Here is a 17,901-nt window from a genome sequence, read left to right on the forward strand (position 1 = left end):
GCGGTCAGCTCTCGGTTGAACCGTCGGCGTCGTCGAAGCCGTCGAGCAGCCCCTTCTTCTGCCGCTCGGCGGCCGCCCTGCGGCGTTCCTCCTCGGCGGCCAACTGCAGCGCGGTGCGCGACCACACGGCGCGAGCCCAGTGAAAGGTCACCAGCGCCACCGCGATCCACGCGAGGATGAGCCCGATGCCGGGACCCGGATAGGGTTCGGCTGCGGTCTGGCGGGACCACACCGCCAGCAGGCCGAGCAGCGTCGCCACCGTCGACCCGGCCAATGCGACCCACGCGAGCGCCCACCGCCGGGTGAGAAGCGCCAACATCGAGAATCCGACCCCGAATACCAGTACCAGCCAAGCGAACACGCGCGACGGCAGGGAGATCCCCTCGCGGGCCGCCGTTTCGCCCCCGATGAGTACGTCCCACCCGCGGGCATCCCCGGTGTGCGGCAGTATGAACGACACCAGCAGCACGAAGACGCCGATCGCGATGACCAGAGCCCGCGCGCCGGGGTCGATCTCACCTGCGACGCGGCGTTCGGCGGCTTCGATGTCGCTCTTGTACTCCTCGAAGCCGTTGTCGTCGGACGACGTCATCGCGCACATCCTGTCGCTGTCGGCGTTTCGGTAGGCGCACCGACGCCCGGCATGCCGAGTCCCACGCCGGTGCGCGGTCGCCGGCCGGCGGCCTGGGCGTCGCCCGCGCGGGTGCGCCGGTGACTGTGTACGCCCGCGTCGGCGATGAGGTGATGCGGAGCGGCGCCGGTCACCGTCGTGGTCACGACGTCGCCGGGCCGGATGTCGAGCCGCTCCGGGTCGAAGTGCACCAGGCGGCCGTCGCGGGCGCGGCCCGACATTCTGGCCGTGCTGGCGTCCTTGCGTCCCTCGCCGGTGGCGACCAGAACTTCGACGGTGCGTCCGATCTGCGCGCGGTTCTCCTCCAGTGAGATCTTCTCCTGAAGGTCGATCAAGCGTTGATAGCGTTCGGCCACAACGTCTTTGGATACCTGGTCGGGCAGTTCGGCGGCCGGAGTACCTGGCCGCTTCGAGTACTGGAACGTGAAGGCGCCGGCAAAGCGAGCCTGCGCGACGACGTCGAGCGTGGCTTGGAAGTCGTCCTCGGTCTCTCCGGGGAATCCGACGATGAGGTCGGTGGTGATGGCGGCGTGCGGGATCGCGGCGCGCACCCGCTCGATGATGCCGAGATAGCGCTCGGCGCGGTACGACCGTCGCATCGCCCGCAGGATCCGGTCCGACCCGGACTGCAGCGGCATGTGCAGCGTCGGACAGACATTCGGCGTCTCGGCCATCGCGGCGATGACGTCGTCGGTGAACTCGGCGGGGTGCGGCGAGGTGAACCGCAGCCGCTCGAGTCCGTCGATGCGTCCGCAGGCGCGCAGCAGTTCGGCGAACGCGCCCCGGTTTCTCGGCTCGGCGGGATCGACGAACGAGACGCCGTAGGCATTGACGTTCTGGCCGAGCAGCGTCACCTCGAGAACGCCTTGGTCGACCAGGGTCTTCACCTCGGCGAGCACATCGCCCGGGCGGCGGTCGACTTCCTTGCCCCGCAGCGCGGGCACGATGCAGAACGTGCAGGTGTTGTTGCAGCCCACCGAAATCGACACCCACGCGGCGTACGCGGATTCGCGCGCGGCCGGCAGCGCGGACGGGAATTCCTGCAGCGCATCAACGATCTCGACCTGGGCGGCCCGGTTGTGTCGGGCGCGTTCCAGCAGCGTGGGCAGCGATCCGATGTTGTGGGTGCCGAACACGACGTCGACCCACGGCGCGCGGCGGAGCACGGCGTCGCGGTCCTTCTGCGCCAGGCAGCCGCCGACGGCGATCTGCATGTCGGGATCGGCTTGTTTGCGAGGCGCCAGGTGACTGATGTTGCCGTAGAGCTTGTTGTCGGCGTTCTCCCGTACAGCGCAGGTGTTGAACACCACCACGTCGGCGTCCTCGCCATCGGCGGCCCGGTGGTACCCCGCGGCTTCCAGCAATCCGGCAAGCCGCTCCGAGTCGTGCACATTCATCTGGCAGCCGTACGTGCGCACCTGGTAGGTGCGCGCCGGCGCCTGCTCGCGCGCGGACTCGCCGGTCGCGTCGTGGCGAACGGCCCGGTCAGCCGCCGCCTCTCGCGTCACCATCGAAGTCACGGGCCCATGGTACGGGCTGGTCAGTATGGCGATCCGGGCGGATTCTCGAGTTCCGGGCACGCTGCACAGTCGCTGGGTAAGGTCTGCACCCATGGAGACGAGCGGGTCGGATGGCGAGCAGGCCAATCCGACCCCCTCGACCGCGCCGATGATCTCCATGTCGGGCGTCAACAAGCACTTCGGCGCCCTGCATGTGCTCAAGGACATCAACCTCGACGTGAACCGCGGCGAGGTGATCGTGGTGCTCGGGCCGTCGGGCTCGGGCAAGTCGACGTTGTGCCGCACCATCAATCGGCTCGAGCCCATCGACTCGGGCACCATCGCCATCGATGGTGAGGTGCTGCCCGATGAGGGACGCAAACTCGCGGAGTTGCGGTCCGATGTGGGCATGGTGTTTCAGTCCTTCAATCTGTTCGCCCACAAGACGATCCTGGACAACGTCACGTTGGCGCCGATGAAGGTGCGCAAGAAGTCGAAGGCCCAGGCCCGCGAGAAGGCAATGGAACTGCTGGAGCGGGTCGGCATCGCCGATCAGGCTGACAAGTACCCGGCGCAGCTGTCCGGTGGCCAGCAGCAGCGGGTCGCGATCGCACGGTCTCTGGCGATGAACCCGAAGGTGATGCTGTTCGATGAACCGACCAGCGCCCTGGACCCGGAGATGATCAACGAAGTGCTGAACGTGATGACGTCGCTCGCCAGGGACGGCATGACGATGTTGGTGGTGACGCACGAAATGGGTTTCGCCCGTGGCGCAGCCAACCGCGTGGTCTTCATGGCCGACGGTGCGATCGTCGAGGCGGCCGAGCCCGATGAGTTCTTCACCAACCCGAAAAGCGACCGTGCCAAGGACTTTCTCGGCAAGATCCTTCACCATTAGTCGAAAGGAAACCGATGCCATCAATCTCGAAGCGCGTTCTGGGGGCGCTCGCGCTCGTCGTCGCGCTGCCGCTGGCGGCGACGGCATGCGGCGGCGGTGCCGACGGCGACACGATCGTCATCGGCACCAAGTTCGATCAGCCCGGCCTCGGACTCAAGAATCCCGACGGCACCATGAGCGGCTTCGACGTGGACGTGGCGAAGTACGTCGCGCAACGACTCGGCTACGGCGAGGACAAGATCGAGTGGAAGGAAGCGCCGTCCGGACAGCGCGAGACCCTGATCCAGAACGGCCAGGTGAAGTTCATCGTCGCGACCTACTCGATCACCGATGCGCGTGAGGAAAAGGTCGACTTCGCCGGGCCGTACCTGATCACCGGGCAGAGCCTGCTGGTGCGCGAGGACAACACCGACATCACCGGCGAGGCGTCACTGGAGAACAACAAGAAACTCTGCTCGGTGTCGGGATCGACACCGGCGCAACGGATCAAGGACAAATTTCCCGGCGTCCAGTTGCAGCAGTACGACACGTACTCGGCGTGCATCGAAGCGTTGAGGAACGGTGCCATCGACGCGGTGACCACCGACGAGGTGATTCTGGCGGGTTACGCGGCGCAGAGCCCGGGCGCATTCAAGGTAGTCGGCGGCACCTTCTCCGAGGAACGCTACGGAATCGGTTTGAAGAAAGGCGATTCCGAACTGCTGACGCAGATCAACGACGCGCTCGCCAAGATGGAGCAGGACGGCTCCTGGAAGAAGGCGTGGGACGCCAACCTCGGCGCGGCAGGGATTCCCGCCCCGCAGCCACCGCAGATCACCCAGAAATGACAGGCCTCCGCCCTCGGAGGAGGTGAGGTGGAGGTTCTTCCCGGCTACCCCGTCGGCCAGGTCGTCGAGGCGTTCTGGACGACGATTCAGCTGACGGTCTACTCCGGCATCGGGGCATTGGTGCTCGGCACGGTGCTGGCCGCGATGCGGCTGGCGCCGATGCCGGTGCTTCGCTGGCTCGGAGCGACATACGTCAACGTGGTGCGCAACACTCCGCTGACGTTGATCATCCTGTTCTGCTCGTTCGGTTTGGCGGGCACCATGGGCATCACGCTGGCGGATCCCAATTCGCTGACGTCGATCGAGGACAGCAACTTTCGCCTGGCGGTGCTCGGTCTGGCGTTGTACACCGCCGCGTTCGTGTGCGAAACGGTGCGTTCTGGGGTGAACACCGTGCCGCTGGGTCAAGCCGAGGCGGCGCGGTCGCTAGGGTTGACGTTCGGACAGAACCTGCGAATTATCCTGCTGCCGCAAGCTTTTCGCGCGGTTATCATTCCGCTCGGGTCGGTGTTGATCGCGTTGACCAAGAACACCACGATCGCCTCGGCGATCGGAGTGGCCGAGGCCGCGTTGTTGATGAAGGAGATGATCGAGAACACCGCGGCGATCCTGACCGTCGGAACCATCTTCGCCGCCGGTTTCGTCGTCCTGACACTGCCGACGGGGCTCTTCTTCGGATGGCTGGGTAAGCGGATGGCGGTCACCAGATGAGTTCGGCGTCGGTTCTTTTCGACGCGCCCGGTCCACGCGCACGGATCCGTAATTGGGTGGTGTCGGGGATCGTCATCCTGATCACTGCGCTGGTGCTGCTGGTCGTGTTGTTCCAGATGGCCGCCAAGGGCCAGCTCGCGTGCGCCATGTGGGAACCGTTCCTGACAGCGGATCTGTGGCGGACCTACGTGCTGCCCGGCGTGCAGGGCACGTTGACGGCCGCCGCGGTTTCGATCGTGTTGGCGTTGGCGCTCGGTTTCGTGCTTGGCGTGGGCCGACTTTCGACGCACAACCTGATTCGCTGGGTGTGTGCGGTGATCGTCGAGTTCTTCCGTGCGGTACCGGTGCTGATCATGATGCTGTTCGCGTTCGCGCTTTACGCGGCCTATGACATGTTTCCGTCCAAGCATCTGGCGCTCGCTGCCGTCATCACGGGTCTCACGCTGTACAACGGCGCCGTAATCGCCGAAATCGTGCGCGCCGGCGTCCACGCGCTTCCCCGCGGGCAGTCCGAGGCGGCCTTCGCGCTCGGATTGAGCTGGGGCCAGACGATGCGCTCCATCCTGTTGCCGCAAGCGATCACGTCGATGCTGCCGGTGCTGATCTCGCAACTCGTCGTGGTGCTCAAGGACACCGCGATCGGTTACGTCATCACGTTCCTCGAACTGGTGCGGCAGGGGGTGCAGATGGGTACGGCGTACAGCAATCTCCTGCCGGCGCTGATCGTGGTGGCCGTGTTGATGATCAGTGTCAATTTCACGCTGTCCTGGGTGGCCACTGCGGTGGAGGCGCGAATGCGGCGGTCGCGTCGCGGTCCGGCGCCCCTCGACACGGAATCCGTCGAGCAGGAAGGCGCACCGGGCGCAAAAGCCGTGTGACGTCGATTCTTTCAGACCGCTAAATCAGCTCCGCGCATCGGCGTAGCAGTGAGTCGTCGGGCGGCTGGTAGAAGGACAGCACGACGTGCTGGCAGCCCAGCCGCGCGTACTCGGCGATAGAGTCGAGTTGGCCATCGACCTGATCCGGTTGGTTCGGGTGCAGGAACAGCTGCACTCCTCGTCGGATCGAGGAAGGATCGCGGCCTTCTGCTTCGCAGGCGGCGTCGAGTCGGCTACTGGCCGCCGCCCATTCCTGCGGACCGGTGCTCGGCATGTTCCACTCGTCGGCGTGCCGGGCGGCGACGCTGAGCATCTTGGGCTGCGACGCGCCGACCACGATTGGCGGATGCGGCCGCTGGACGGGTTTCGGGTCGCAGCGCGCTTGTCGGAGCGTGAAGTAGCGGCCGCCGAAATCGACGGCGTCCTCGGTCCATAGTCGGCGGATGACGGTCAGCGCTTCGTCCACCATCGCGACGCGCTGCCCCGGTGACGGGAAGTCGATGCCGTAGCCGCGGTGTTCGTCCTCGTGCCAGCCGGCGCCGATCCCGAAGTCCATCCGTCCACCGCAGATGTGATCGACGGTCACCGCCATCTTCGCCAGCACCGCGGGGTTGCGGTAAGTGACGCCGGTGACCAGGCAGCCCACTCGGGCGCGTCGTACCACCACGCCCATCGCGGCGAGACTCGTCCACCCTTCGAGCGTGGGCGTCGTCGGGTCGACGAGTCCGTAAAAGTGGTCGTAGTTCCATACGGCCGGGAACCCGAGTTCGTCAGCCGTCCGCCAGAACCGCTCGAGGACGGGATAGTCGAAGGTGGGTGCCAGCTTGGCAGACAACTGCATGATCGCAAGTTACCCGTTGTCCGTCCGCAGCCGATCCAGAGTTTCGGCTGCGTCGTGGTCGAGATCGTAGTGCTCGACGATTACCTCGATGCCGGGCTTCACGCCGGCGAGTGCTGGAAGCAGATGGTTCATCACTTGTTCGGCGGTCGCCGGCATCCTGCGGCCGCGGGTGGTGACCTTCGTCCACCGCTGTCCGTTGCGGAAGTAGCGCTATTCGCCCGAGTTGAACCGCAATGTCACCAGATAGCAGTCGTTGGTCAGCCGCATGGCTTCACGGTCGCACATCTTGTCGTCACGCATCAGGCCCTAGGTTGACTGCGCCGGGAACTACACCCTTCGGCGTTCGCGTTCGTTAGCCAACGCCACCTTCACAACATCGAACGCCAACTTCTGGCCGTAGCCGCGGCGCGCGAGCATGCCGACCAGGCGGCGGGTGACCTTGACGTCGTCGGCGTCGTGGTCGAGCTTCTCGCGGCGCAGTTTGTCGGCGACGAGACGCTCAGCGCGCGCGCGTTCGGCGCCGGGTTCGTCGTCGGCCAGAGTCGCCTCGATGATGTCGTTGTCGACCCCTTTGGTCCGCAACTCGGCGATCAGCGCCCGTCTGCCTTTCCCGGCGCTAACCCGTCGGGATCGAACCCACTGCTCGGCGAAGTCGGCGTCATTGATGAGGCCGACCTGTTCGAGCCGATCGAGCACCCGGGTGCTGACATCATCTGGGTATCCCCGTTTGGCCAGCTGTCCTTCGAGTTCGGCCCGGGTACGCGCCCTCACGGTGAGCAGGCGCAGACATACGTCGCGCGCCTGCTCCTCGCGAGAGGCCTCAGAAGTCGACGGGGGCGGGGAGGACTTCATCTTCGGTCGGGCCGTCGGTCAGCACGGCGCCGATGCCGAGCTTCTCTTTGATCTTCTTTTCGATTTCGTTGGCCACGTCGGTGTTCTCGAGCAGGAAATTACGGGCGTTCTCCTTGCCCTGACCCAGCTGCTCCCCTTCGTAGGTGAACCAGGAGCCGGACTTGCGAACGAAGCCCTGCTCGACGCCCATGTCGATGAGCGAGCCTTCCTTGCTGATCCCCTTGCCATACAGGATGTCAAACTCAGCTTGTTTGAAGGGGGGGCTGCACTTGTTCTTGACGACCTTGACCCGAGTGCGGTTACCGACCGCGTCGGTGCCGTCCTTGAGGGTCTCGATCCGCCTTACGTCCAGCCGGACCGAGGCATAGAACTTCAAAGCCTTTCCGCCCGTTGTTGTTTCGGGCGAATTGTGCACCATGACACCGTCCACGAAGTAATTGTGGTTGCCTTCGACCTCAATGTCGAAGCGACTCATCGAGCGGGTGTGCGGCTTGACATGAACATCGAGGATCCGCGCCGGCACCAGCCGCTGGGTGGGTTCGACGAACTGCGGTGTCACCGTGCACTGGCCGCGGAATCGAGGTAGCAGCTTGTACTCCATCGAGGGTGCGATGTATGGCGCAACGAGTTCCTGGAACTTCGCGGTGGCCGCCGTGGAGAACACCAACACGGCCTTCCCAGCCGCGCCGGACTGCCGCAACCGCACGTCCAGGTCGTGGGTGTCGCGCAGGTAGTCACGCAACCGAATGCGAGTGCCCTCACTCATGGCCTCAACACAGATTTCAATTCGCCCGCTGCCGCCGACGGTGCGCTCCTGCAGTCCCTTCGAACGGACGGTGAAGGCTCCGTCATCCATGTACCAGACGGCCAGCGCCAGCGGCGTAAGCGCCTTGAGGTACTCCTCGGAGAGGAACTTCTTACCGTCACCGAGATACACCGCCCGCTGAAGCTCAGCCAACTCGGGCAGCGGCGTGAAGTCGACAAACATTGCGCCCTTGTCATTTGTCCGGGTCGAATGTTTGATGTTGCCCAGGAGCGTTGTCTTCCAATGCAAGTAGTCGACCTGCTTGGCGCCGTGTCCCATGCGGAACCGCACACCGTTGCGATCTCGCCGGTTTGGCGACAGATTTCCATCACCCATCAGAGAACCAAGAACAACCTGAAACTGCTGATCGCTGAGTCGATGCGGTTCCGCAGCCATCACCCGATCACCAGCGATGATGTCGCCAGCTTCCGCCCACCCACCGGGTGTGCGGATCAAGTGATTGGGCGTCGCGGCGAACTGCGACTTGCCATTGCCGCCTGACTTTTCGACCGTAAACTGAAGGAACTGTTCGGCGGGACCGTTATTGAACCAGTTCACCACCTTGCGTGGCACAACCCGATCGGTGTCTGGGTCATAGGACAGCACCTCAACATCCATCTTCTGGTTAACAATCTTGCCGATCTTCTCCGTGGTGCCGTCAGCCAGCTGGACGCGGGTGCTGTAGTTGAAACACCCGAACATCACACCGATTTTTTCGCGAAGCTGGTTGATGAAGATCGCAGTGGTGCCCGAATTGCTCAGTGCGCCAGTGATCTTACGCAGTGCCTGGCTCATCAGCCGGGCCTGCAGGCCGACGTGGCTGTCGCCCATCTCGCCCTCGATCTCGGCGCGTGGCACCAGCGCCGCCACCGAGTCGATGACCAGGATGTCCAGCGCGCCGGAGCGGATCAGCATGTCGGCGATCTCCAGCGCCTGCTCGCCGGTGTCGGGCTGGCTGACCAACAGTGCATCGGTGTCCACCCCGAGCTTCTTGGCGTACTCCGGGTCCAGCGCGTGCTCAGCGTCGATGAACGCGGCGATGCCGCCGGCGGCCTGCGCGTTGGCCACCGCGTGTAGGGCGACGGTGGTCTTACCCGACGACTCCGGGCCATAGATCTCGACGACCCTGCCGCGCGGCAAGCCGCCGAGGCCGAGCGCCACGTCCAGGGCGATGGAACCGGTCGGGATGACCGAGATCGGCTGGCGAACCTCTTCGCCGAGTCGCATCACCGAGCCCTTGCCGTGACTCTTCTCAATCTGCGCGAGAGCCAGTTCGAGGGCCTTCTCGCGGTCGGGTGCCTGCGCCATGGTGGTCTCCGTCCTTCGGATGTCTAGCTGTTCGGTGATCGGTTTCGATCAGTTGGCCGTGACGCTAGAGGCAGCCACCGACAAGTCGGCCTGACCAGCATCTAGCCGTCGAACACTCCCCACAGTAGACGAACACCTGTTCGACTCAAGTCTGACACGCCGTGATCCGGTGAGTTGAGTCCGCACATGCGCAGAAGGTCGCCCCACTGCGCGCAGTCGAGAAATCTTGCGTCTACTCCCTGCGGATCCTCCGGCGGCCTATGGTGAAGTCATCCCGCCCGAATCGGGGTCCGCGTGCACGAGATGGCGATAACACAGAGCGTCGTTGAAGCGGTGTGCGAGCACGCCGCGGGACGCCGGGTGCTCTGCGTCAAGCTGGAGATCGGCGCTCTCTGCGCCCTCGTGCCCGACTCCATGCAGTTCTGCTTCGAACTCGCCACCGCTGGCACGGTCGCCGACGGCGCCCGTCTCGACCTCGACGTCCAACCCGGCACCGCGCGCTGTCACACCTGCGGACAGAACTTCGAACTGCCCGACCTGTTTCTGTTGTGCCAGTGCGGCAGCGCGGATGTCGAGGTGACCGCGGGGCGGGACTTGAAGATCCTCTCTATGGAAGTGAGTTGAGCATGTGCGCAACCTGTGGCTGCGGCGAGGACGGGGCAACCGTCACGCTGCCGGGACACGGCCACACTCACGAGCACCCCCACCCGCACCACGACCACGACCACGACCATCACCACGAGCATGATCACGTTCACACCGAGACGATCACGCTCGAGCAGAAGGTGCTCGCGAAGAACGACCAGCTCGCCGAGCGCAACCGCGCATGGCTGGCCGAACGCGACATCCTGGCGTTCAACCTCACCAGTTCCCCGGGAGCGGGCAAAACGACGCTTCTCGAGCGCACGATCCGCGAGCTCAGCCTCAATCGGCCGGTGGCGGTCATCGAGGGCGACCAGGAGACACTCCTCGACGCCGAACGCATCAAGGCCGCCGGTGCACGCGCAGTGCAGGTCAACACCGGTGCGGGTTGCCATCTCGACGCCGCCATGGTGCACCGCGCACTGCAGACGCTCGACCCCGAGCCAGGCTCACTTCTGTTCGTCGAGAATGTCGGGAACCTGGTCTGCCCCGCGCTCTTCGATCTGGGCGAGCGCAGCAAAGTCGTCGTCATCTCCGTGACGGAAGGCGACGACAAACCGTTGAAGTACCCGCACATGTTCGCCGCCGCGGGGCTGGTGATTTTCAACAAGATCGATTTGCTGCCGCATGTGTCTTTTGATCTTGAAAAGTGTTGCGGCTACGTACGATCACTGAACCGAGACACGGAAATAGTCGCGATGTCCGCGGCCACGGGTGACGGTAGCGCGCATTGGTACGACTGGATCGACGATCGCGCAAAGGCGTTGGTTCCCTGACACCCGTTGACAAGAGATAGCCCCCGGAGTAAACCCAGACTCAGCGTCAAAAATTCGGCGCCACGACACAACGTGATATGGGAGCCCCAGCCCGGCTCCCGGTCGTGAGGGCCCCAGCCCGGCCCCCAGGAAGCTGTGACCTATGCCATTGGAGGCAGCAGTCAAAGCAGAAGAGGCCTTGATCCACGTTTTGTGGATCAACGCCGGATTGAGTTGTGACGGTGATTCGGTGGCGTTGACTGCCGCCACCCAACCCAGCATCGAGGAGATCGCCCTTGGCGCGCTTCCCGGGCTGCCGAAAATCGCCGTCCATTGGCCGCTGATCGATTTCGAGTGCGGACCGAACGGAGGCGCCGACGATTTCCTCGAGTGGTTCTTCAAAGCCGATAGAGGCGAGTTGGAACCATTCGTTCTGGTCGTCGAGGGGTCGATCCCGAACGAGAAGATCAAAGCCGAAGGCTACTGGTGCGGGTTCGGCAATGACCCGGCCACCGGCCAGCCGATGACGACTAGCGAGTGGCTGGATCGGCTGGCACCCAAGGCGACTGCCATCGTCGCGGCGGGAACGTGTGCGACCTATGGCGGTATTCATGCGATGGCCGGTAATCCGACCGGAGCCATGGGGGTGCCCGACTATCTCGGCTGGGATTGGAAGAGCAAGGCCGGCATTCCGATCGTCTGTGTGCCCGGCTGTCCGATTCATCCCGACAACCTCTCCGAGACACTGACGTACCTGCTCTACATGGCCACCGACCAGGCCCCGATGATTCCGCTCGACGATGCTTTGCGGCCCCAGTGGCTGTTCGGCGCCACCGTGCACGAGGGTTGTGACCGAGGTGGCTACTACGAGCAGGGTGATTTCGCGACCGAATACGGATCACCGAAATGCATTGTGAAGCTTGGCTGCTGGGGACCGGTCGTCAAGTGCAACGTGCCCAAGCGGGGCTGGATCAACGGCATCGGCGGTTGTCCGAATGTCGGCGGCATTTGCATCGCTTGCACGATGCCTGGCTTCCCGGACAAGTTCATGCCGTTCATGGATGAGCCACCGGGCGGCAAGGTCTCCACGACGGCGTCGGGCCTCTATGGATCCGTTATCAAAAGCTTGCGCCACATCACCGGCCGCACGGTCGACAAGGAACCGAAGTGGCGGCATCCCGGTACCAAACTCACGACCGGAGCGACCCGCACCTGGTAGGTGATGGGTCTTCCGGGGCGTCTGCGGGCTATGGAATGCCCTGTGACGCTTCTCATTAGAGGAAAGAGCAAAGTTCCATGACAACGATCATCCCCGAGCCGTCACACGTGAAGCGGGACCCCGGCCAACTCGTGGAGATGGCATGGGACCCGATCACCCGCATCGTCGGTAGCCTCGGCATCTATACCAAGATCGACTTCGACAACCGAGAAGTCGTCGAGTGTCACAGCACCTCCTCGATCTTCCGCGGCTATTCGATCTTCATGAAGGGTAAGGATCCCCGCGACGCGCACTTCATCACCAGCCGCATCTGCGGCATCTGCGGCGACAACCACGCAACATGTTCGTGCTACTGCCAGAACATGGCTTACGGCGTGCAACCGCCGCATCTCGGCGAGTGGCTCATCAATCTCGGCGAGGCCGCCGAATACATGTTCGACCACAACATCTTTCAAGAGAACCTGGTCGGCGTGGACTATTGCGAGAAGATGGTTTCCGAGACCAACCCGTCCGTGCTCGCGAAGGCTGAGAACACCCAGGCGCCGAATGCCGCTGCGCACGGATACCGCACCATCGCCGACATCATGCGCTCGCTCAACCCGTTCACCGGCGAGTTCTATCGCGAAGCGTTGCAGGTGAGCCGAACGACGCGGGAGATGTTTTGCCTCATGGAGGGCAGGCATGTCCATCCGTCGACGCTGTATCCCGGCGGTATCGGCACGACCGCAACGGTTCAGCTGATGACCGACTACATGACCCGGCTGATGCGTTACGTGGAGTTCATGAAGAAGGTCGTGCCGATGCACGATGACCTCTTCGACTTCTTCTATGAAGCGTTGCCCGGTTACGACCAGGTGGGTCTACGACGCACGCTGCTGGGCTGTTGGGGTTCCTTCCAGGACCCCGAGGTGTGCAACTTCGCCTACAAGGACATGGAGGACTGGGGTCGCAAGATGTTCGTCACTCCGGGCGTTGTTGTCGACGGTAAGCTCGTGACGACGTCGCTGGTGGACATCAATCTGGGACTCCGAATCCTGCTGGGCAGCTCGTATTACGACGACTGGACCGACCAGGAGATGTTCGTCAAGAACGATCCGCTGGGCAACCCGGTGGACCGGCGGCATCCGTGGAACCAGCACACCAACCCGAGGCCGCAGAAGCGCGACTTCGATGACAAGTACACGTGGGTGATGTCGCCGCGCTGGTTCGACGGCAAGGACAACCTGGCGCTGGATACCGGCGGCGGCCCGTTGGCGCGGCTGTGGGCGACGGCGCTGGCCGGCTTCATCGACATCGGCTATGTGAAGGCGACGGGTAACAGCGTCCAGATCAACCTGCCCAAGACCGCACTGAAGGGCCCCGTCGAACTCGAGTGGAAAATACCGCAATACGGCAGTAACACCCTCGAGCGAAACCGTGCGCGGACGTACTTCCAGGCCTACGCGGCCGCGTGCGCACTGCACTTCGCGGAGAAGGCGTTGGTGGAGATCCGCGCCGGCCGCACCAAGACGTGGGAGAAGTTCGAGGTGCCCGACGAAGGCATCGGCTGCGGCTTCACCGAAGCGGTGCGCGGCGTGCTGAGCCACCACATGGTCATCCGCGACGGCAAGATTGCAAATTACCACCCCTATCCGCCGACACCGTGGAACGCCAGTCCGCGCGACAGCTACGGGACGCCGGGACCGTATGAGGATGCGGTACAAGGCCAACCGATCTTCGAGGAGAACGACAGGGAGCACTTCAAGGGCATCGACGTGATGCGCACAGTGCGCAGTTTCGACCCGTGCCTGCCGTGCGGGGTGCACATGTATCTCGGCAAGGGGAAGGAGCTCGACTTGCTTCACTCCCCCACACAATCCGTAACCGGGGAATAGGATATGGCCCCGCCAACACTGCCAGACCCGGACCAAACCCAGGACGACTCGCAGTGGCGCACGGCGGGCGATCGGATACAGACCCTGCTCGACGCGTCCGCCGCGGGCGGCGCTGCTGCCCACGAGCGGGCGGTGCAACTCGTCGGTGAGGTGACCGATCTTTACGGGGCCGGCCTCGGGCGGATGCTGCGCATGGCGGTGAGCGCCGACCCGCAGCTGGCCGAACGGTTCGCCGCCGACGATCTCGTCGCCAGCCTCCTACTGGTGCACGGGCTACATCCGCATGACGTCGAGCGTCGGATCGAGGACGCCCTGGATCGTGTCCGCCCCTACCTCGGTTCACACGGTGGCGACGTGACACTGCTGGAAGTCGTCGACGATGTGGCCCGCCTTCAATTCGCCGGCAGCTGCAAGAGCTGTCCGTCCTCGGCGGTAACGCTGGAGCTCACCGTCGAGGATGCAGTGCGGGCGGCGGCACCGGAGATTGCCTCGATAGAGGTCATCGCCGCCGAAGCGGAGCCGAATGTCAGTGTGATTCCAACCGAGTCACTGCTGCGTCGCGTTCGCCAGGGCGATCATGGCCCCACCGATTGGCACCCCATCCCCGATCTCGCCGACCTGGTACCAGGGGACGTCGGAGGGTTCAGCGTGGCGGGATGCACCGTGCTGGCGTGCCGCGTCGGCGATGAGTTGTTCGTTTACCACGACCGGTGTGGCAACTGCGGAGAATCGCTGGCCGGCGCCGTCCTGCATCGACCCATGGGGGCGCCCGTGGGCGACGCGATCCTGCGTTGCCCGCGGTGCCGCGCACACTTCGACGTGGTACATGCCGGGGCCTGCGTAGACGGAAATGCCGACCCGGGTAGGCATCTCGAACCAATTCCGTTGCTCGTCCGTGACGGAGCGTTGTCCATCGCGATAGCGACCGAGCAGGCTGGGGCGGGAATGGCATGACAGGTGCGTACGACGTACTGGCGCGGATCAGGGCCACCCGCAGCGCTCCCCAGCCGGCAGGCGAGCGCTGTGAAATGTGCTCGGAGCGGATCGCTGACGAGCACCAGCATGTCGTGAACGTCGAGGGCCGAGCGCTGATGTGCGTATGCCGCGGCTGCTACCTGCTCTTCACCGACACCAACGCCGAACTACGCTTCCGCGCGGTGCCCAACCGCTACCTGTCCTTTCCGGAATTCGCGCTCGGCCGCCGGGAATGGCAGCTCCTTCAAATCCCGGTCGGGTTGGCGTTCTTCTTCCGCAACTCGGTAATGGACCGCACGGTGGCGTTCTATCCAGGTCCTGCTGGGGCGACGGAATCCGAACTGGATCTGTCCGCGTGGCAGGATATTCGGGCGGCCGATCCTCGGGTAGACCTGCTAGCCGACGACACCGAGGCGCTGATCGTGCGGGTGCCCGACGACGACGCCCAACCGCCCGAATGCCATTTGGTGCCGATCGACGCCTGCTACGAGTTCGTCGGTCGGCTACGCACGCTGTGGCACGGCTTGGACGGCGGCCAGGACGTTCGTGAATTCATCGACGAGTTCTTCGAACTCGTCGCCGCGCGCGGCAAGGTGGTAACGCCGTGACCGAGATGACGTTCGCGGTGCTCGACGTGGTGCCCGAACCCTATGCGATGACACCAATACTGACGGCGCGGGTCGGTATCGGCGCCGACGGCGACGATCCGGTGCACGCCATCGCATTGCGGTGCCAGGTGCGTATCGAGCCCCTACGTCGCGGCTACACCGACGAAGAGGCGGCCGGACTGCTCGACCTGTTCGGCCCACGCGAACGCTGGAGCGCCACCCAACGCAACTTCCTCTGGCAGCACAGCAGCACGATGGTTCAGGGGTTCAGCGGGACCACGCAGGTCGATCTCCCGCTCGAGTGCACCTACGACTTCGAGGTGACGGCGGCAAAGTACTTCCATGCTCTCCGCGACGGCATGATCCCGCTGCAGTTCCTCTTCAGCGGAACCGTTTTCGCCAAGGGGGAGCGGAACCTCTCCGTGCATCAGGTGCCGTGGGACCGCGAAGACCATTACGACCTTCCGGTATCGGCGTGGCGCGACCTCATGCAGATGCACTATCCGAATACCGGCTGGTTGCGCTTGAACCGCGACACCCTCGACGCGCTGGCGCAATTCAAATCGGCCCGTGGGTTACTGGGTTTCGACGACGCCGTCACCTCGTTGTTGACCGCGCATGCTGCGCAGGAGGTGCGATGACCGCTGACTGGGATCATGCGCGCGCCGTCGCCGATGCGGTGCTCTACGAGGGCTACCTCCTCTACCCCTACCGCGCCAGTTCGAGTAAGAACCAATCGCGTTGGCAGTTCGGCGTCCTGGGCCCTTCCGGCGCGGCGGAAGGCGGAATCGGTGAGGACTCATCGCTGTCGGCTCAGGTGCTGATCGCTTCGCAAGGCAGGCCAGTGGTGTCAGGGGTGGTGCGATTCCTGCAGTTGCAGCACCGCAGCGCCGAACGCGACCTCGGTGGCGGCCGCTTCGAGAGCGTCGAAGAACTTGTCGCCGGATCAAGTACGTGGGTCAGCTGGGACGAGGCTGTGGAGTGCGAGGTCCGAATCGACCCGATTCCCGTCACGGGTCTGCCTCGTAGCGTTGATATCTCGGTCCCCGCAGGCACCGACATAGAGTCAGTCGACGGCGGCAGGTTGGTCCGCAGCCGACGACCGCTGCACGGTCGGCTCGACATCTCCGCAGAGCAGGACGGAGATCTTCTCCGGCTCACCTTCGACGTGCACAACTCCGCTCCACCCGCCGCAGACAAGGATGAGGCGATCGCAGTATCGATGATCGGCGCCCATCTGCTGCTGGAGGTCACCGATGGCGATTTCGTGTCATTGCTAGAACCACCGGATACCGCCGCCGATGCGGTCGCGCGGTGCATCCAGCACCGGTGCTTCCCGGTGCTGGCCGGTCCGTCAGGTAAGCGCGACCTGGTGTTGGCCTCGCCGATCATCCTTTACGACCACCCCGAGATCGCCGAACAGAGCATGGGTGCGCTCTATGACTCCACCGAGATCGACGAGATCCTCACTCTACGGATCATGACGATGACCGACGAGGAGAAGGCGCAGGCCCGTTCTACCGACCCGCTCGCCGCGGCGATCATCGACCGCTGCGACTCGATGTCCCCGGAGGCCATGCTCGACCTGCACGGCGTGCTGCGCAACCCGCATGTGCCGAGCCAGGGCCCGGGACTGATACCGGAGATACCGGCGGACGTCGACTGGTGGGATCCTTTGGCGGACACCGCAGTACGCCCGGATCTAGACGCGGTTCTGGTCAACGGGACCGCCATCGCCCGTGGAAGCCGGGTCCGCTTGCGACCGTCCCGGCGGGCCGACGCCCAGGACCTGTTCTACGTGGACAAGATCGCCCGTGTCACGTCGGTGCACGAGGATGTTGACGGCGACCAGCACATCGGCGTGGTGATCGAAGACGATCCCGCCGCGGACATGCACGACTGGTACGGGCGCTACCTGTACTTCGCCCCAGATGAAGTTGAACCACTCACCGAAGGGAGTTCGAAATGGAAGTAGTGGGTTGGGTCGCCGTAGGCGTTGTCGCCGTTGTCATTCTGGGGGGAGCCGCGCTGGGCGTTCGCTCGATTCCGGATGCCCGCAGGTACCTGAAGATACGCAAGATGTGAGAACGGGAGTGATATCACGTCTCGAATTCTGGTAGCCGGTATCGGCAACATCTTCCTCGGCGACGACGGCTTCGGTTCCGAGGTGATCCGCCGTGTTCCCGACCTTCCGAATGTCGACTCAGTCGACTACGGCATCAGAGGCATGCACCTGGCGTACGACCTGCTCGACGGGTGCGATGCGCTGGTGCTCGTCGACGCGATCCCCAGCCGGGGCGCCCCGGGCTCCCTTCATGTCTTCGAGGCCGACCATGAAAGCCTGGCCGCCGCTTCGGGTCTGGATGCGCACGCGATGGACCCCGGTGCAGTGTTCGCCAGCCTGAACGCACTGGGCGGCACTCCGCCGCACACGGTGATCATCGGGTGCGAGGTCGACAGTGTCGAGGAGGGCATCGGGCTTTCGGACGCCGTCACCGTAGTCGTTCCCGAGGCGGTACAGGCCGTGCAGAGCGTGGTGGCCGCCCTGTCGGCGCGATCGCCGGCGGAGGGCTGAGCC

The 17,901-nt window shown here is 64.3% G+C and carries 20 protein-coding genes; 14 read left to right on the top strand and 6 right to left on the bottom strand.

Annotated elements, in window-relative coordinates:
• Positions 1–4: 4 nt before the first annotated feature.
• Together G6N18_RS06795 and miaB are read right to left on the bottom strand one after the other, a co-directional pair.
• Positions 5–601: an Rv2732c family membrane protein gene (locus tag G6N18_RS06795; RefSeq protein ID WP_082999948.1), complete on the bottom strand. Its 597-nt coding sequence runs from the start codon at positions 599–601 to the stop codon at positions 5–7.
• Entirely contained in the window at positions 589–2,142 is a 1,554-nt protein-coding gene (gene miaB / locus G6N18_RS06800; RefSeq protein ID WP_083000018.1) for a tRNA (N6-isopentenyl adenosine(37)-C2)-methylthiotransferase MiaB, read from the bottom strand. Before miaB ends, G6N18_RS06795 begins: the two co-directional genes overlap by 13 nt.
• Positions 2,143–2,299: 157 nt before the next feature.
• Between miaB and G6N18_RS06805 the strand changes: the two genes are divergently transcribed.
• Genes G6N18_RS06805 through G6N18_RS06820 form a run of 4 tightly spaced genes read left to right on the top strand, consistent with a single transcriptional unit; the run spans position 2,300 to position 5,444 of the window.
• Complete coding sequence (locus G6N18_RS06805; RefSeq protein ID WP_165757331.1) at positions 2,300–3,028, top strand: amino acid ABC transporter ATP-binding protein; 729 nt, start codon at positions 2,300–2,302, stop codon at positions 3,026–3,028.
• Between the two features lie 14 nt (positions 3,029–3,042).
• Entirely contained in the window at positions 3,043–3,855 is an 813-nt protein-coding gene (locus G6N18_RS06810) for a glutamate ABC transporter substrate-binding protein (protein ID WP_082999946.1), read from the top strand.
• A 27-nt stretch (positions 3,856–3,882) separates the two neighbouring features.
• Entirely contained in the window at positions 3,883–4,566 is a 684-nt protein-coding gene (locus G6N18_RS06815) for an amino acid ABC transporter permease (RefSeq protein ID WP_067214935.1), read from the top strand.
• A complete protein-coding gene (locus G6N18_RS06820; protein ID WP_082999945.1) occupies positions 4,563–5,444 on the top strand; it encodes an amino acid ABC transporter permease in 882 nt (293 codons plus the stop codon). Before G6N18_RS06815 ends, G6N18_RS06820 begins: the two co-directional genes overlap by 4 nt.
• 19 nt (positions 5,445–5,463) lie before the next feature.
• Here G6N18_RS06820 and G6N18_RS06825 read toward each other — a convergent pair whose 3' ends face one another.
• The 4 genes from G6N18_RS06825 to recA all read right to left on the bottom strand — a co-directional run bounded on the left by G6N18_RS06825 (position 5,464) and on the right by recA (position 9,250).
• Positions 5,464–6,285 carry a TIGR03560 family F420-dependent LLM class oxidoreductase gene (locus G6N18_RS06825; protein WP_082999944.1) on the bottom strand — a complete coding sequence of 274 codons (822 nt, stop codon included), beginning with the start codon at positions 6,283–6,285 and terminating at the stop codon, positions 5,464–5,466.
• Between the two features lie 9 nt (positions 6,286–6,294).
• Positions 6,295–6,441 (bottom strand): hypothetical protein, encoded by a 147-nt coding sequence (locus G6N18_RS06830; protein ID WP_163689821.1) that lies wholly within the window; start codon positions 6,439–6,441, stop codon positions 6,295–6,297.
• A 171-nt stretch (positions 6,442–6,612) separates the two neighbouring features.
• A complete protein-coding gene (recX, locus tag G6N18_RS06835; protein ID WP_082999943.1) occupies positions 6,613–7,137 on the bottom strand; it encodes a recombination regulator RecX in 525 nt (174 codons plus the stop codon).
• Positions 7,106–9,250 (bottom strand): intein-containing recombinase RecA, encoded by a 2,145-nt coding sequence (gene recA / locus G6N18_RS06840; protein ID WP_082999942.1) that lies wholly within the window; start codon positions 9,248–9,250, stop codon positions 7,106–7,108. The genes recX and recA overlap by 32 nt, the downstream gene beginning before the upstream one ends.
• A 294-nt stretch (positions 9,251–9,544) precedes the next feature.
• Here recA and hypA point away from each other — a divergent pair, with 294 nt between their 5' ends.
• The 10 genes from hypA to G6N18_RS06885 all read left to right on the top strand — a co-directional run bounded on the left by hypA (position 9,545) and on the right by G6N18_RS06885 (position 17,898).
• Positions 9,545–9,874 (top strand): hydrogenase maturation nickel metallochaperone HypA, encoded by a 330-nt coding sequence (gene hypA, locus G6N18_RS06845; protein ID WP_082999941.1) that lies wholly within the window; start codon positions 9,545–9,547, stop codon positions 9,872–9,874.
• A 2-nt stretch (positions 9,875–9,876) separates the two neighbouring features.
• Entirely contained in the window at positions 9,877–10,668 is a 792-nt protein-coding gene (gene hypB / locus G6N18_RS06850; protein ID WP_082999940.1) for a hydrogenase nickel incorporation protein HypB, read from the top strand.
• A 142-nt stretch (positions 10,669–10,810) separates the two neighbouring features.
• Entirely contained in the window at positions 10,811–11,866 is a 1,056-nt protein-coding gene (locus G6N18_RS06855) for an NADH-quinone oxidoreductase subunit B family protein (protein WP_067214906.1), read from the top strand.
• 77 nt (positions 11,867–11,943) lie between these two features.
• Positions 11,944–13,740, top strand: coding sequence for a nickel-dependent hydrogenase large subunit (locus G6N18_RS06860; RefSeq protein WP_082999939.1), 1,797 nt, complete (start codon positions 11,944–11,946; stop codon positions 13,738–13,740).
• Between the two features lie 3 nt (positions 13,741–13,743).
• Complete coding sequence (locus G6N18_RS06865; RefSeq protein ID WP_082999938.1) at positions 13,744–14,694, top strand: NifU family protein; 951 nt, start codon at positions 13,744–13,746, stop codon at positions 14,692–14,694.
• Positions 14,691–15,323, top strand: coding sequence for a DUF5947 family protein (locus G6N18_RS06870; RefSeq protein ID WP_082999937.1), 633 nt, complete (start codon positions 14,691–14,693; stop codon positions 15,321–15,323). The genes G6N18_RS06865 and G6N18_RS06870 overlap by 4 nt, the downstream gene beginning before the upstream one ends.
• Positions 15,324–15,328: 5 nt before the next feature.
• The gene (locus G6N18_RS06875) at positions 15,329–15,964 is read left to right on the top strand and encodes a DUF6084 family protein (RefSeq protein ID WP_083000017.1); all 636 of its coding nucleotides are present in this window, start codon (positions 15,329–15,331) and stop codon (positions 15,962–15,964) included.
• Positions 15,961–17,298 carry a hypothetical protein gene (locus G6N18_RS06880; RefSeq protein WP_082999936.1) on the top strand — a complete coding sequence of 446 codons (1,338 nt, stop codon included), beginning with the start codon at positions 15,961–15,963 and terminating at the stop codon, positions 17,296–17,298. The genes G6N18_RS06875 and G6N18_RS06880 overlap by 4 nt, the downstream gene beginning before the upstream one ends.
• Positions 17,289–17,408 carry a DUF6893 family small protein gene (locus G6N18_RS24880; protein ID WP_407663554.1) on the top strand — a complete coding sequence of 40 codons (120 nt, stop codon included), beginning with the start codon at positions 17,289–17,291 and terminating at the stop codon, positions 17,406–17,408. The genes G6N18_RS06880 and G6N18_RS24880 overlap by 10 nt, the downstream gene beginning before the upstream one ends.
• 13 nt (positions 17,409–17,421) lie before the next feature.
• Entirely contained in the window at positions 17,422–17,898 is a 477-nt protein-coding gene (locus tag G6N18_RS06885) for a hydrogenase maturation protease (RefSeq protein WP_082999935.1), read from the top strand.
• Positions 17,899–17,901 lie beyond the last annotated feature (3 nt).

This window comes from Mycolicibacterium celeriflavum (genome assembly GCF_010731795.1).
Classification (GTDB): domain Bacteria; phylum Actinomycetota; class Actinomycetes; order Mycobacteriales; family Mycobacteriaceae; genus Mycobacterium; species Mycobacterium celeriflavum.